The organism is Legionella pelazae, assembly GCF_052527395.1.
The window spans coordinates 58869-74054 of sequence record NZ_JBNVZS010000010.1 but is presented as its reverse complement, the minus strand read 5'-3'; the positions used below and the strand labels follow the sequence as shown (position 1 = coordinate 74054).

Below are 15186 nucleotides of genomic sequence, written 5' to 3'. Positions count from 1 at the left end.
GCTTTATACATTTCGCCACTGAAAATAATGAAAATTGCAAGTGAAGAGCAGAAGGTCGCCATTAATAAAAACTTTTTGGTAAGCAATTTAAAGAGCTTATCGCCTTTACTTTTTTGAAAACTCTCTTCTTTCATCTGTTTCTTCTTTATCCCCTATGTCTTCGTCACCTTCTTCTTCTTTTCCTCTAGACATAGATGGAGGATCACCTTCTTCTTCTTTTCCTCTGGGCATAGGTGGAGGATCACCTTTAAACATACCATATGTAGTTAGATCTTCAGTTGTTTTGAGCTTCGAGCCTTGACTAGAAATTTCTGGCAGCATACTTGTAAGCGGAAAATAACCTTCTTGTTGAATAGAATAGGTATAAATTAATTCACTTATCTCGTTAGCAGTGATTTCCTCCATGAGATGAGCCATTTCCGCCTGAGATCGTAAAACTTTACCGCTATACTTTATTCCTTTAAAATCAACTAACTTTTCGCCATCTTTTTTACTTAGAGGTTGAGGTTTTTCGTCAAATTGAGGACCAATCCTTAATTCTTTAATATAACGCCCTGTAGATATTTCCCAACTAATTTCTACACGTAATTTAGGATAGGTATCCCATACTCCTCCTCCTAAGCAACAAGACAAAGCTAAAGCTTCATCATTTCCCATACGTTTAATGAATAGCGGTGCTTTTTCTTTTAGATATTCTTTTATAATATCCTGCAGCTTTCCTGATATACTGACCGTGTTTGGCTTGGCCATATTTATTGTATTAGCATAAACTGGATCTGCTCCACCTCTAGGATCTGGCTCAAAATATCCCATCCAAGGGAACCAAGTTCCATCACTTTTACTATTTACGCCTGATGATTTATAAAATGGGTAAACTACGCCGGATACTCCTTTTATCACTGTCAAATCACGTGCTGGAGTATTATAAACTTTTAATACATTCTTTCTATTACTACTTTGTCTTAACTTATGCATAAATAGCTCACAACCAATGCCTTTATTTATTTAATTATAGACATTATTTACGGCTGGTACTTTTCCTTTCTAGCTAGAGATATTAGCTATTTCAATCTTAGAGTACGGTTCACCAAAGCACTAAAGAGTTCTTTTGAATTTAAAACCTCTTTAGTGTGTTCGACAATTTTTAATATTATTATTTAGCGCAAAATATTACTGGATCATAGAATTCCATTAGGTTTGGCTTATATTTGGCGCTTTACTATTATCTAAATGCTTTTCTTTTAGCTTAAGTTTAAAGCGTTGAAAAAACTTATGAGATGACTTTTCTTGAAATAAAGGGGCAGAACTTACAATTTCTACTTCTTTGGGAGGCTCAGATTGTATAATTAAATTTTCTGTCGATTTTGCCCTATTAGAAAAATTTTTAATTATCTCCTGCGCTCTGGTATGTCCTAAATCTGCAGCAAACTTTCTTAGACTATAAGCAGCATCTTCAGCTTGACCTTCATTCATACTAGATAACTTATTTGATAATTCAAACAAGAGATCGGCAAAATTATTTGGATACCTTCCTGATTCTTCACATAAATGCAGAGTTTGGATACCTACTTGCACTAGTAATTCTTCTAATTCAGTATCTTCACTGTTAAACAAAAGATTAAAACACTTTGAAATTGTTATCTTTAATTTTTCTAAGGTAGAATGATTAAGAGAGGGTTTCGAAGTAATATGGGATGACTTATGCTTGGAGAGCTCCAATACTTCAATTAAAAGATTAATTGCCTCAATATTTCTATTTTCTAGAGCAGTTTGAAATACATCTTTACTGTTAGAACCTTTCGCTTGCATATTTATACCAGAAAGAGATACTAAGGTTTTTGTGATACTCAAAGTACACGTATTTTGTACTGTATCTGGCAATAAAGTGCTATATCTTTCTAATAATTCTTTATCAAGAGGTAAAAACTGAATAATCTTTTGAACTAGAGTTAAATATGGCTTTTGAAGGCTATCTATATCTTTATTCGAAATGGCTTTTTTTAGACACCATTTTATAATATCTATACTCTGAAATTCAAAAGTAAGATCAACTTGACCAGAGTCAATCCACTCTTCCATTTTTTTAAGATCGGAAGAATGCTCTCTATTACACTCACACCAAGTGGCAATTAAACTTTTACCAGTTTCATTGACAATATTTAAACTGACGTCCTTAATTTTTAATAGAGTCTCAATCATCTTATTATCCCTATTACTGGCTGCTGTAAATAAAGCTGAAATAATGTCTTGATAATAGATATTTTGACTTTCTGTTTTATTATTGGATGGCATAATTATCCTTAATTCAAATTAGTAAATATTAACCTGTTAGAATTGCTATAGCTAAAAATATTTTTTGAGAAAAGTTATCAACTTTGCAGATTTAATGAAGCACACACATCCAAGGGTTAGCGGAGATAAATTCTGACAGATTTTACAACAATGCCATAACAATAACCTGAATTGAATAAATAGGCGGCTAGACTTTTAGCCTCGGTCTAATTTGTAAAAATCTTGACCTTTAAAGGTTAGTATCATATCGTTCCTTTTTTCATAATAGTTTACTTACCCCTATGATAAGTGCGTTGGTAAATAAATTTGAGCTTTTTTCAGCGCGTACCTTAGCGCGTTTTCCTTATTTGCGATATTTCTTATTTGGCTTATTGTTGCCTTTCGGATTTGCACCCTTTCATCTGCCTGGATTAGCGATTTTAGGTCTAGCACTTTTCTACCATCAGTTAAACAATAAAAGAGATGACTCACCTTTTTTTAGTGGCTTATTTTTTGGATTAGGCTTCTTTGGATTCGGAACCTCCTGGATTTATATTAGTATTCATGACTATGGCCATCTAAATAGTATTACCTCTAGCTTAATTACGTTTTTATTTTTACTTTATCTTTCTTGCTTTCCTGCCATTGTCTCTGTGATTTTTTCTCGTCTAGTGATTACCTATTATACAATAGGTGCCAGTTTACTCTTCAGCGCACTATGGTTAGCGGGTGAGTATTTACGTTCTACTTTTCTAGGTGGTTTTCCATGGTTACTTATAGGTTTTGGTCAAATTGATGCCCCTACTCGGTTCTTCTTACCTATTATAGGTGTTTTTGGTATAAGTTTTTTATCTTGTTTTGCCGCAACCTTACTTAGTAATGCAATGCATAAAAAGGGTAGCCTTCACCGTTATAATTATCTGATTATATTTATTGCTTTATTAAGTTCCTCAGTTTTATTAAAAAATATTAGCTGGGCGACTATCGATGATAAACAACCTATCTCAATCGGCGTTATTCAGGCTAATTTATCTATGCGTGATAAATGGGATGAAGGATTGTTTTGGCAGCTTTTAGATCGTTATCAGCAAGCTGCCCAATCGTTGTTAGGAACTGACATTATTGTTATGCCAGAGTCAGCCATTCCAATACCAGCAAACTATGTTAGTGATTTTTTAGAAGACTTAGATGAAAAAGCCAAAGAAAAAGGAAGCGCTATTTTATTAGGCATACCCCAGCCAACTAGCATCGATGAACATGCATTTTTTAATACATTAATTAGCCTAGGAACGGCTAAAGGCACTTATCTTAAGCAGCATTTAGTTCCGTTTGGCGAGTATATTCCAAGTGTATTTCAGCTTATTAGTACTTGGTTAGGTATTGAAGATCCAAATATGAAACCAGGATTTTCTAATCAATCCTTAATACAGGTGCAAAACCACCCTATTGCTACCTTAATTTGTTATGAGATTGCTTATGGCAACTTGCTGCGTGAACAATTACCTGCTGCCAAATGGATAGTCTCTATTAGTGATGATGGCTGGTTTGGCCATTCACTTGCACTTTATCAACAGTTACAAATGGCACAAGTTCGATCACTTCAGACAGCTCGCTATCAAATATCAGCCAATAATGATGGTTTATCAGCTGTTATTAATTCGCAAGGAAAAATTGAAAATTTTCTACCAGCCTTTAGTGAAGGCGTATTAAAGGCAACTGTTTTCCCGGCGAGTGGAAAAACGCCATGGGTAATTTTAGGTGACGCGCCGGTTCTTGTTTTTAGCCTGTTAATTTTTCTTTTCTTTATTACTTATCAACTATTGTTTGTTAAACTCTCTAATCAAACTATTGCTGCAAAGCACAAGAGGCGCTATCCTTACCAGCCCAGTTGAATATAACGTATAAACTATGGATACCAGCTATAAACCGCAAGAAATTGAAGAACAGGCTCAGCAATATTGGCATAAAAAACAAAGTTTTAGTGTTACTGAAGACTTAAATAAGGAAAAATTCTATTGCTTATCCATGTTTCCCTATCCGAGTGGCACACTGCATATGGGTCATGTTCGTAACTATACTTTAGGAGACGTTATTGCACGGTATCAACGTGCTTTAGGGAAAAATGTCCTACAACCGATTGGCTGGGACGCTTTTGGCCTCCCCGCTGAGAATGCAGCTATTAAACACGGTATTCATCCAGCTGAGTGGACAAAGAAAAATATTTCCTCCATGAAGGAACAGTTTTTAAAATTAGGTAATGCTTACGATTGGAAGCGAGAGCTAGCAACTTGTGATCCTGATTACTATCGGTGGGAACAGTGGTTTTTCATAAAATTATATGAAAAAGGTTTAGTTTATAAAAAGAATGCTGTAGTTAACTGGGATCCTGTTGATCAAACGGTCCTTGCTAATGAACAAGTAGTTGACGGTCGTGGTTGGCGCTCAGGTGCTTTAGTTGAACGCCGAGAAATTCCTCAATGGTTTATCAAAATTACTGCTTATGCTGATGAATTATTGCGAGATTTAGACACATTAACTGAGTGGCCAGCCCAAGTAAAACTCATGCAACGGAACTGGATTGGTCGTTCTGAAGGTTGCGAAATTCATTTTCATGTTAACAATTACGCTAAACGTTTAAAGATTTATACAACACGGCCGGATACACTTTTGGGCGCGACGTATTTAGCGATAGCACCTGATCATCCACTCGCTAAAGAAGCAGGTCGACAGTCGCCAGAAATTCAATCTTTTCTTGAAAGTTGCCAATGCGGACGCGTTGCAGAAGCCGATCTTGCTACTATGGAAAAGCGTGGTATCAATACAAACTTTACCGCAATTCATCCAATTACCAATGAAGAATTACCAATCTGGATAGCTAATTTTGTTTTAATGCAATATGGCTCTGGTGCTGTTATGGCCGTTCCTGCTCATGATCAACGTGATTTTGAATTTGCTGCTAAATATAATTTACCTCTTAAGCAAGTGATTAAGCCTTTAAATAATGAAAAACATGATTTTTCTAAATCGGCTTTTACCGCTCAAGGTAAACTTATTAATTCAGGCCAATTTAATGAATTAATGTCAGGTGACGCAATACAGGCCATTGCAAATTACTTAGAAGAGCATGACTTAGGTCGATTAACTGTTAATTATCGCCTGAGAGACTGGGGTATTTCGCGTCAACGCTATTGGGGAACACCTATTCCTATGATTCATTGCGAAGATTGCGGAATTGTACCTGTTCCAGAGGAAGATTTACCAGTAACGCTCCCAGATGATATTGAATTAACAGGAAGTGGGTCTCCTTTAGCAAACTCTATTGCGTTTACTCAAGTTCGCTGCCCCAGATGTGGTCAAGATGCAACGAGAGAGACTGACACATTTGATACTTTTATTGAGTCCTCTTGGTATTATGCACGCTTTGCTTGTAAAGGACAGGACAATGCAATGCTTGATGATCGCGTTAAATATTGGACTCCTGTTGATCAATATATCGGTGGTATTGAACACGCAGTAATGCATTTACTCTATGCTCGTTTTTTTCATAAACTCATGCGTGATGAAGGCTTGGTAAATTCTGATGAACCTTTTAAACGTCTTTTAACCCAGGGAATGGTATTAAAAGATGGACATAAAATGTCTAAGTCATTGGGCAATGTCGTTGATCCAAATCATCTAATTGATACTTATGGCGCTGATACCGCAAGGTTATTTGTTATGTTTGCAGCACCTCCTGAACAATCTTTGGAATGGTCTGACACGGCTGTTGAAGGCGCACATCGCTTTTTAAAACGCATATGGTCTTTTGCATATCAGCATCGACAATTATTTATTGAAACAAATGACGCTATTTATGGCGGTAATGGTCATATTGATTGGGATCAAGCCCAAGCACGATTAAAAAAATCTTATCGTTATGTCAATCAAATTCTAGCGCAAGCTAGTCATGACTATGAGCGGCAGCAGTTTAATACAGTTGTTTCAGGCTGCATGAAATTATTTAATGAATTATCCAATTACGCTATTGAAAAGGAAGAAGATCGATTTTTCTTAAATAAGGCCATGAGTGTACTCTTGCGTCTTCTAGCACCCATTACGCCGCACCTATGTCATTATCTTTGGATTAAATTAGGCTATGAGAAAATTATTATTGATGCACCTTGGCCTAAAGTAGATAAAAATGCTTTAAAGAGTGATGAGACCACCTTCGTCGTTCAAGTAAATGGAAAATTAAGAGCTCAATTTACAGTAGCAACTGAGACAGCTGAAAGCCAATTAATTGACATTGCAAAAGAGCAAGCACAAAGCTTTATAGCAGGAAAAGCTATTGTGAAAGCTATTGTTGTCATGCATCGCCAACTCATCAATTTGGTTGTTAAATAATGATTAAGCGCTTAGTGTTATTCTTGTTTATAATTTTTCTAACCGGCTGTGGCTTTAAACTACGTGGTTATGTTGAAATGCCAACCACACTTAACAATGTTGCTATTCTTATTCGTGGCACTCATCAAGATTTAGGGCCAATGCTTAAAGATAGCTTACAAGCTTACAAGATCCATGTCACAGATAACGTAAGCCAAGCCAGTTACCTATTAATTTTAGAAAGAGATGCAATACAACAGCAAATTACCAGTGTTAGTGCAAGCACTAATCCAAGGCAGTATTTATTAATTTATACAGCCCAGTATTCCTTGCTTAAATCTGGGGGAGAAAAAGTTATTACATCACGTACTGTAACTTCAAGCCGTCAGCTGACTGTTAATAATAATCGTATATTAGGCTCTGATTCAGAGGAAGTCATGCTTTATCATGAAATGCGCCAAGATGCGGTAAGGCAAATTATTTACCAATTAAGTCAGCTAAAAATTTAATCATTAATAATGTTCTTAACAGAATGTTAATGAAGATACACATTAGCGAGACAAAGAAGAATAAATATTATACATTTGATTCTTCTTTCAAGTGATACACTTTCTACAGAATTTAAGGTGTGTCACTGAAATATTGATAAACTTTAGAAAGACCTCTAAACAAGGCTAAGTTGTTTAGCTGCTTGTTTTTTGCTTTGGATGCCGTACCAATGCTGCGCATTTTACAGGATAACGTTCATCTAGTAATGAGAAAAACATGTTTAGTAAATACAATAGTCTAACGGTACAATTACCAAAAAAATTACCCGCAATCTTTTTCCTTCTTGGCCAGGAACTATTTCAAATTAATCAGCTTACACAAGCAATTAAGCAAGCTTGGCGTAAGCAGCATGACAATGAAACTGAAAGCATCACTCACTTTATTGAAAGTGCTACTGATTGGGCAACCCTAGAACACAAGGCTAACAGTTATGCTTTATTTACAAGCGCCAATTTAATCGATGTTCGTTATGATAAAAAATTATTAGAGAATCCTGGGAAGAGCTTCCTTCATAGTTATTTAGACAATCCTAATCCAAACTGCTTATTATTATTTAAAGCGCCAAACCTACCTCCTAAGCAACTACAATCTATTCTAAATCATGAATTGGTTTCTATTATTCAAGTGGCAACACCAAACACTGCTCTTATCAAGAAATGGCTGCATGAACGCCTACAAAAATTTGGCCTATTCGATCCTCATATCGCAACCTTAATTTATCAATTTAATGAAGGCAATTTATTTGCCTGTGCACAGTTTTTAGAAAAGTTAGAATTAATACACGAGCCTAATCAATCTTTAACTCTAGATGAAATAAAAGATCACTTACATAATCAATGCAATTATTCTCTCTTTGAACTTGCTGAGGCTTGCCTTGCTGGTGACCCAATAAAAGCGATACAAATCTTAAAGCAGACCTATAATAATAAAACAGAACCAACCTTAATTTTATGGTTACTAACCCAAGAAATTCGCCTGCTGATGAAACTTTATCATTTAACTCAGACTGGTGAATCTTTTCAAATTGCAGCAAACCAATTGAAAGTATGGTCAACTAAAATTAATCTTTATCAAGCAGCCTTAAAACGTTATGATTTTAGTTTCTTAAGTAGCCTTCTAAAACATTGTAAACATATTGATATGCAGATAAAAACAACACAAAGCAAACAGGTTTGGCAACTTTTGGAAGTCATTACTTTATCGTTATGTACAGCTAAAAAGGTGGGTTTGCTTTGTCAAATTTAATTATTTTTGGTGGAACATTTGATCCTATTCATAACGGACACATAAATACTGCTATTAATATACAACAATACTTTCATTTTGAACGGTTTATTTTTTTACCTTGTAAGGTTCCCCTTTTAAAAGACAATGCACAAGCTAGCCCGACACAACGGTTAGAAATGCTTACGCTGGCACTAAGGGAATATAATAACTCAGCGTTGCATTTTGAAATTGATACCAGAGAAATAAATCGAAAAACGCCTTCATATATGGTAACTACCTTAGAAGACTATCGTCATGAATTAGGTAACACTATAGCTATTTCATTGCTTATGGGAATAGATACTTTTGTAACATTACCGCGATGGCATCAGTGGGAGCGACTCTTGCAGCTAGCTAACATACTAATTATGGCAAGGCCAGGCTATCAATTGAAATCGCAACTAATGCGTGAATTATTAAATGAGAAAGAAACACAAGAAGCCGCCCTTATTCAAACTGTAGCAAATGGCTTAATTTATCAATTTAATGCTGGAGCATACAATTTATCTTCAACAGTGATTCGTGCACAAATTAGACAAGGTAACCTCCTAAACGCTAATTTACCCACAGCAGTCAAGCAATACATTAAAAAAAATCGAATTTATCAGTAAATTTTTAAGATTAAGAATATCTATTTGCTAGAATTATTAGGTCGATTAACTCTATAGCTTATAGTGCTAAATTAATAATTTATATTGGAATAAAATGAATTTAAAAAAAATCAATGCACAAGGACATTATTGTAATTATCCAGGTATTACTATCATTGCCAAAATAAATAAAAGAGACAACACCTTTTGGCAGAAGGTATATCAAATTGTTTCTCAATCAAAGTTGGCAGAACAATATTACACACCTCTTCCCTATAAAAGTTACCATATGACTACCATAAGGCTATTTAACCAAGCTGAACAAGAGAACGCTAATTGGCAAGAATTCTTAATGAGCTATAAATCTTTCTTTAAGAAGCTATTTAATTATTTGCAAGAAAATCAATTCTGTCCCCAGATTACTTTGGAGGAAATAAATATTTCTGATACTTTACATTTGCAAGTTAGTATACCTGCTAATCAAGATAATCTTATTCTAAAGATGGCTCGGCAATTTGATTTGTCTCGCAACATACAGAAGCCTTTTCATATTACCTTCGGTTATTTATATAACAATATCACCTTAGAGCTTAAAAATAACTTACAGCAGGAAATGAGTGAAAAATTAAATAAATTATATAAACTTTATGGAAGGATATTTACTTTAAATCCTCCCAGCCTATGCATTTATAAGGACATGACTAATTTTATAAATTGGAATGGCGAGGATTATCCTTTTTTAAACTAATAATTAACACTATTTCTTCTATAATAAAAAAATAATTCTGGATAGTAGAATTATTTTACTGCACAATATTGAACTTAAGTCCCGGTGGCACAGCTGGATAGCGCAGCCCCCTCCTAAGGGGCAGGTCGGAGGTTCGAATCCTCTCCGGGACGCCATTAGCTCAAGGGGTCTATTTCGAAGACATGGGTGGCACATTCAGTTTTCAAGTGCGAATTCCGCTTGGGTAATTTCAATTAATTTAGATAAACGTTATCTAAACGACTTAATTCAGGAGCACTCCTATTTTCCTCCAATAAGCTAAAACATTCCTCGATATCAGACCTCTCAGCTGGATCTCTAGATTGCATTCGATTTAATAAAACAAAATTCCTTTCCCCTAACTGACTTTTAAAGGGTAAAAAATCATATTGACTTTCTGTATAATTTCGTACAAATGTCTCAAATTCTTGATGACGCCGAAGTTCTTTTAAAGTAGGTGAAAATAAAGCATCCTCAAGTGTATCACTAGCCTCAAAAGCCTTTCTTATTTCATAGCTTAGTGATTTATCTTTGATATTTACTAAAGCTTTGTCAAGCCGCACGGCTACTAGCTCCTTCTTATTTATTCCTAGAATTTCTGCAATCAAAGATGTAATAGAATAAACATCTAAAGCTGTACTAGCATCTGTGCCATTAAGATATTCAGGAGGTATCTCAAATGCAAATAAAGCATTTGTAGAAATAGCATTATCAATATTTTGATATTAGTAATATCTTTGCTTAATATCTTCCGCACAACCAAAGTCTATTATGTGCATGTTTTTATCTTGAGGATCAAATAGAATGTTTTTGGCTTTAAGATCAATATGGCAAATATCCTTCTTGTGCAAATTTTTTAGAAGAATGCGGTCTACTCTATCAAATTATTCCTAAAGACATGTCTTTACTAGATAGATTAAATTTGATGTAGCTGGATTTAGATTCATCACAACTAGCTGGTTAACAGTCATTATGACTTACCATGAAAAGTTTTTAATTGTTTCAGCTTGTTGGCTAACTGAATCATCATTGAGGATAAGTCTATCACTCCAATCATAAAATGAGATACCTAAAGCATTGTTATTCTTTGCAGCCTGGATTGCCCATAAAACTTCATTAGGAGAAGGTATTCCAGTCTTACCTAAATCAGTAATTTGGGCAATGACATTTACCGGAATATCTATATTAGACAATTTTTTGGTTAATAGGATTGATTGGCCAATTGCATCCATTACCTCTGTTTGGGTGTAGACATGATTAGATGAGATATTATAGTGGTGGTAGAATACCATGGGTTGCATAATATCAACGTATTTTGCTATTTCAGCGTAGGGGTAATTAGTATTGTCATAACTACTCTTATAAGGCGTATAAACAATGGCACTGAGTAAATAATCCTTGCCTAAAGCCATATTCATTAACCTCATATATTTTATCATTTGTTCTTTTGCTGTTTTCTTTTGAAAAATATAATCGTTCCCAATTTCTAAATCGATGGAAATACCTGCAAAGGTATTACCTTTTGCCGTGGTATGACTTGCTACCGCTATATCACTTGCAATTGCCCTAGATGTTTCAATTCGGGGTATACTCCAAGATATTACAGCAATGTTATTATCACTGGCTTCATCTAACAGATTGTCTAACCATTGCACTAAGTCTGGATTATCAAAATGAGAAAAGGAGCCATAAACTGACCGGATCTGAATATAACGAAGACCAAGCTTTACAGCATCTGCAATCAGCTCTCTGATCTTTATCTTTTTATAATAAACTTCAGAACTAACATCCATATCAAACAGCATGATTATTCCTTTTCCTGAAAAAGTGGAAACTGGAAAGTTTTTCATGGGGGGAGGCGTAGTGATAGATTGCTCAGCAACATATTGTTGACCATCAGAGGTGATGCCCACTAGTTTATATTGATAAGTTTGATTTGGTTTTACTTCGTTGTCATGAAAAGTAATTGATGTAGGTTCTAATCTGGCCAAAGTTTGATACGAATAATCTGCTATTGTTTTTCGTTGTATGCTGAGTGATTGTAAAGTTTCTTTTCCAGTCCAAGAAAATCCCAAATTAATTAAATAAGGTCCTATAGCTTTTCCAGATAAATTTAACTCAGAATGGGTCTCAGCGGGGGATAAGATCGTACTAACGCCCATAGAAAAAGGGGGGGCGGTTCTTTTTGCCGTTACCACAATAGATTGAGGTTTATCTAAAATAACTCTTATTGCACTGGCGTTAAATACCCACGGAGGTAGATTTATGACAGTTCCTGCAGAAGTATTAAACTTAACTTCTGTTGAATTTGAATTAGTAACGTAAATAATGGATTCCCATTTTCCATCAGGATTTAATTGCCAAGGAGCTATATTAAACTCTAAAGGTGCCGCAATGCTGGCATTTAAAAATAAGAATAAGGTGAAGAAACAGGATGGAAAAAAAAACTTTTTAAGCATGGCGTTATTTACTATAAATTTAATAGCTTCAATTGTATAATAATAGCTCAAATATTGAACAATAGTACAATAAAAGCTTGACGAATCTCATCTGATACTCTTTCTTTTAAGTCTAATAATTCTTTAATATCAAAAGATTACTGTCTTTATAAGAAAGAAGGACCCTGCAGTTAGAGTTCCTATTTAAATGACTATTTACTTTTATATAGATAGGCCTTTTTTCGTATCTACTATCTCTTCTTTACTAGATTCTTTGGATGCAAAAAAACCTACTGATTTTGGAGAAGCGGGTAAGAGAGACTTTTCAACATCATTAAGATATTGCAGCCAGTCAAATTGGCCAGGTGACTCCTTATAAGGTTTAATATTACTATCACTATAGCCACTTCTAATAGCGCCTAAAACCATATCCTCGAAGTCACCCTCATCATCATCTAAAATATATAGTTGAGTGGCTTTCTCTGGCAACTGCTTTAGCGTATCTGTAACTACATCAAATTTAAAGCGATCGTCTGATATTATTATCTTTTTGATTTCATCTTCCGTGAAACCTTGGTATTTTAATAATTCTTGAATGTAATCTGCCCGGTTTCTAGTGATAATAATGAAGCTAACAACATTATATTTTAAAATTTTATGTAAAAATGTCACTGCATTCGGGTCTAGTAAAATATCAATATCCTTATCCATTTTACTATAAGCTGTAGAGCCAAATTTTTCTTTAAATAAATTTTGTACCTGCTCACTTTCTTTCATGGGGTATTTTTATAATCACCTGGTTTGATAAGTAAGGATTTATAAAAATCTGACTATACCGTGCGCTTACCTGCTCTTTTAGTTAAAGTACCATCAAAATCAGAAAAAAATATAATCTTTATCATTTAAAGCCTCGTATTATTTAAAAAAGGCGCCATTTTAATATTTTTATATTAAGTAAGTATTAATAAGTACAAAAAAATATTATTTAGTGCATTTCAGTTAAAAGTATTGGTTAAATAAACTATTGTATTCATTAAGTTAGCTATTAAATATAGTTAGCTTTATTACTCTTTACCGCTCAACTAGAATAGATTGAAATCAGATTTTATTAAGTTATATGGAACTAATTTGTACATTGACCGTTTAAATTTGGCCAATAAATTAACCTATAATTTTTAAGATTTTTTATAGTAAATCACTTGGCTTAAATTGGCATTAAGGTTTTCAATTTTTAGGAAGTCTTTACAGATCGGCGCGACTATTGAGATAAGTCGTTGATAAAAAATTTTTTATCTCGAAATAATATATTTTTTCCTGGTAATTGACTTTAATATTCATAAAATAAATTTCATTATTATGATTAAATTAATGAGTTATTTACATGAAACAAATCTTATGTTATAAAATACAAACATTGCGCCATTTGAGCTCAGCTTGCAGGCGTCATAAATATGCTAAAGCGAGGATTATTATGTCTTTATTTTTATCTAAAAAACCAACAGAATTTCTTTTTCATTTCTCCATATTTGATCCAAACCTATATCTGATTTATACATGATGTTTGGGTATGACCTCGAATTAATGTACTGTTTTGTTTCTTATAAATAACTAGCAAATTTCTGCCAGACCGATTAAACCTGCTTGATTAATACACTCCCAAAATTGTTCCCACCGACCTTTGGTTGATATTAACGCTCTTAAATGCAGAACCATTGAAATACCCTGATTTTTCCACTTCATTCCTGATTGGCAGAGGCGTTGTTTAATGAGAGTCTTGCAAGCCGCTTCGGTAACCCCCGAACCAATGGGCAAATTGTTCATTTGATAAAAGTTATAATCCATGCGTTGCCTTTGATTTTTAAAATAGGTAATGGCACTTTTTAGTTTGTCAACAAGCCCCTGTTTTTGTCTATTGGGTAGCATGTTGTTCATTTCATCAAGCAATTGGGAGGCTGCTTGAGGTTCATGCTTCAATCGGTGACATGCTAAGTCAAGCCAAAGTTTCCGTGCTGATGTATCGATTGGATGCATGGCATGAGAAGCTTCTGCAAGATATTCAGTTGCATGAAAAAAATCAAGCACTTGATATTGGGTGTGGCGTTCTAAAAAATCCCAATTGACTCGTGCACCATCAGCAATACCCACATAAGTTGCGTTAGGGTATTGCAATTTAATGCGGTACACCTCTCGCTCAAGACGCTCCAAAAAGTTCGCCTTGCCATATTCTGGCGCTGCCCCTAAATAAATAGTATGCAATCGTTCTCCAATCTTATTATACAAGGTAATTGTTCCTGTCATGGCTTCTCGCCAACCTTCATTGACTATGAGCACACAAGTACCATCAAGACTCACAGATACCGTGCTAACGACGTCATCAATTTTAGGCGTTTCATACATCCAGTCCGCTTCTATAACTTGAGCAATTGAGCCCACCACATCCACAATATTTTGTAGAAAAGAACGGGCTACTGGACGGCCATGATTTGTTTTAAAATCATCCATGACCTCTTGTGCACTGAGTTGTGAATATTTACAAGAAACTTGTTTGGCAAAGCGTGGCGTTGAACTAATGATAGTTCGTGCTCGTTCATCTAAAGGACAGTAGGTTTTTCCTCCAGATGAGGTTTGATAAACGTAACGCTCCAAATGAACAGCACCATAAGGTGTCTCATAACATTTTCGGACTTTCCCCTTGCTCGTTATCCGAACATTACCTATTTGAATAGGTGCCCCAGTTGTATCAAACCGCTTTAATGCCTCTGCTGTTGCAAGACTACCCACTTCATTGATTGCGGATTGAATGGCCTCCTCCATATTCAGCATGGAACCATCAAGTTTAACCCGTACTTGCAACACTAATTCATCACCATTTACAGCAATCACTTCAGCCATATCAATTACTACAAATCCGTTTTAAAATGGCGATGATATAACACCTAGTTTG

Annotated in this window: 13 protein-coding genes and 1 tRNA gene; 7 read left to right on the top strand and 7 right to left on the bottom strand. The window is 34.8% G+C overall.

Translation table 11 applies throughout. The features are described from left to right. Positions 1-105 precede the first annotated feature (105 nt). Positions 106-975 (bottom strand): hypothetical protein, encoded by an 870-nt coding sequence (locus ACQUW5_RS10870; RefSeq protein WP_444991272.1) that lies wholly within the window; start codon positions 973-975, stop codon positions 106-108. A 216-nt stretch (positions 976-1191) separates the two neighbouring features. Further along, a complete protein-coding gene (locus ACQUW5_RS10865; protein ID WP_444991271.1) occupies positions 1192-2292 on the bottom strand; it encodes a hypothetical protein in 1101 nt (366 codons plus the stop codon). A 293-nt stretch (positions 2293-2585) separates the two neighbouring features. On the opposite strand from ACQUW5_RS10865, the gene lnt reads away from it, so the two are divergent. The 7 genes from lnt to ACQUW5_RS10830 all read left to right on the top strand — a co-directional run bounded on the left by lnt (position 2586) and on the right by ACQUW5_RS10830 (position 9941). Continuing rightward, the gene (gene lnt / locus ACQUW5_RS10860; RefSeq protein ID WP_444991270.1) at positions 2586-4163 is read left to right on the top strand and encodes an apolipoprotein N-acyltransferase; all 1578 of its coding nucleotides are present in this window, start codon (positions 2586-2588) and stop codon (positions 4161-4163) included. Positions 4164-4179: 16 nt separating this feature from the next. Then, positions 4180-6654 (top strand): leucine--tRNA ligase, encoded by a 2475-nt coding sequence (leuS, locus tag ACQUW5_RS10855; protein ID WP_444991269.1) that lies wholly within the window; start codon positions 4180-4182, stop codon positions 6652-6654. Continuing rightward, positions 6654-7142 carry an LPS-assembly lipoprotein LptE gene (locus ACQUW5_RS10850; protein WP_444991268.1) on the top strand — a complete coding sequence of 163 codons (489 nt, stop codon included), beginning with the start codon at positions 6654-6656 and terminating at the stop codon, positions 7140-7142. Before leuS ends, ACQUW5_RS10850 begins: the two co-directional genes overlap by 1 nt. 256 nt (positions 7143-7398) lie before the next feature. Then, positions 7399-8427: a DNA polymerase III subunit delta gene (holA, locus tag ACQUW5_RS10845; protein WP_444991267.1), complete on the top strand. Its 1029-nt coding sequence runs from the start codon at positions 7399-7401 to the stop codon at positions 8425-8427. Next, positions 8415-9059: a nicotinate-nucleotide adenylyltransferase gene (gene nadD, locus ACQUW5_RS10840; RefSeq protein WP_444991266.1), complete on the top strand. Its 645-nt coding sequence runs from the start codon at positions 8415-8417 to the stop codon at positions 9057-9059. Before holA ends, nadD begins: the two co-directional genes overlap by 13 nt. 94 nt (positions 9060-9153) lie before the next feature. Continuing rightward, positions 9154-9786 carry a DUF1868 domain-containing protein gene (locus tag ACQUW5_RS10835; RefSeq protein ID WP_444991265.1) on the top strand — a complete coding sequence of 211 codons (633 nt, stop codon included), beginning with the start codon at positions 9154-9156 and terminating at the stop codon, positions 9784-9786. A 78-nt stretch (positions 9787-9864) separates the two neighbouring features. After that, a tRNA-Arg gene (locus tag ACQUW5_RS10830) sits at positions 9865-9941 on the top strand. Positions 9942-10019: 78 nt separating this feature from the next. Here the strand turns inward: ACQUW5_RS10830 and ACQUW5_RS10825 are convergent. From ACQUW5_RS10825 to ACQUW5_RS10805, 5 genes are all read right to left on the bottom strand, one after another. After that, on the bottom strand, positions 10020-10367 hold the full coding sequence (locus tag ACQUW5_RS10825; protein ID WP_444991264.1) for a hypothetical protein: 348 nt from the start codon (positions 10365-10367) through the stop codon (positions 10020-10022). A gap of 162 nt (positions 10368-10529) precedes the next feature. Beyond that, positions 10530-10670, bottom strand: a complete 141-nt coding sequence (locus ACQUW5_RS10820) for a protein kinase domain-containing protein (protein ID WP_510175240.1) — start codon at positions 10668-10670, stop codon at positions 10530-10532. Positions 10671-10781: 111 nt separating this feature from the next. Next, positions 10782-12263: a hypothetical protein gene (locus ACQUW5_RS10815; protein ID WP_444991262.1), complete on the bottom strand. Its 1482-nt coding sequence runs from the start codon at positions 12261-12263 to the stop codon at positions 10782-10784. 201 nt (positions 12264-12464) lie between these two features. Continuing rightward, a complete protein-coding gene (locus tag ACQUW5_RS10810) occupies positions 12465-13019 on the bottom strand; it encodes a hypothetical protein (protein WP_444991261.1) in 555 nt (184 codons plus the stop codon). 831 nt (positions 13020-13850) lie between these two features. Further along, the gene (locus ACQUW5_RS10805) at positions 13851-15134 is read right to left on the bottom strand and encodes an ISKra4 family transposase (RefSeq protein WP_444991260.1); all 1284 of its coding nucleotides are present in this window, start codon (positions 15132-15134) and stop codon (positions 13851-13853) included. Positions 15135-15186 lie beyond the last annotated feature (52 nt).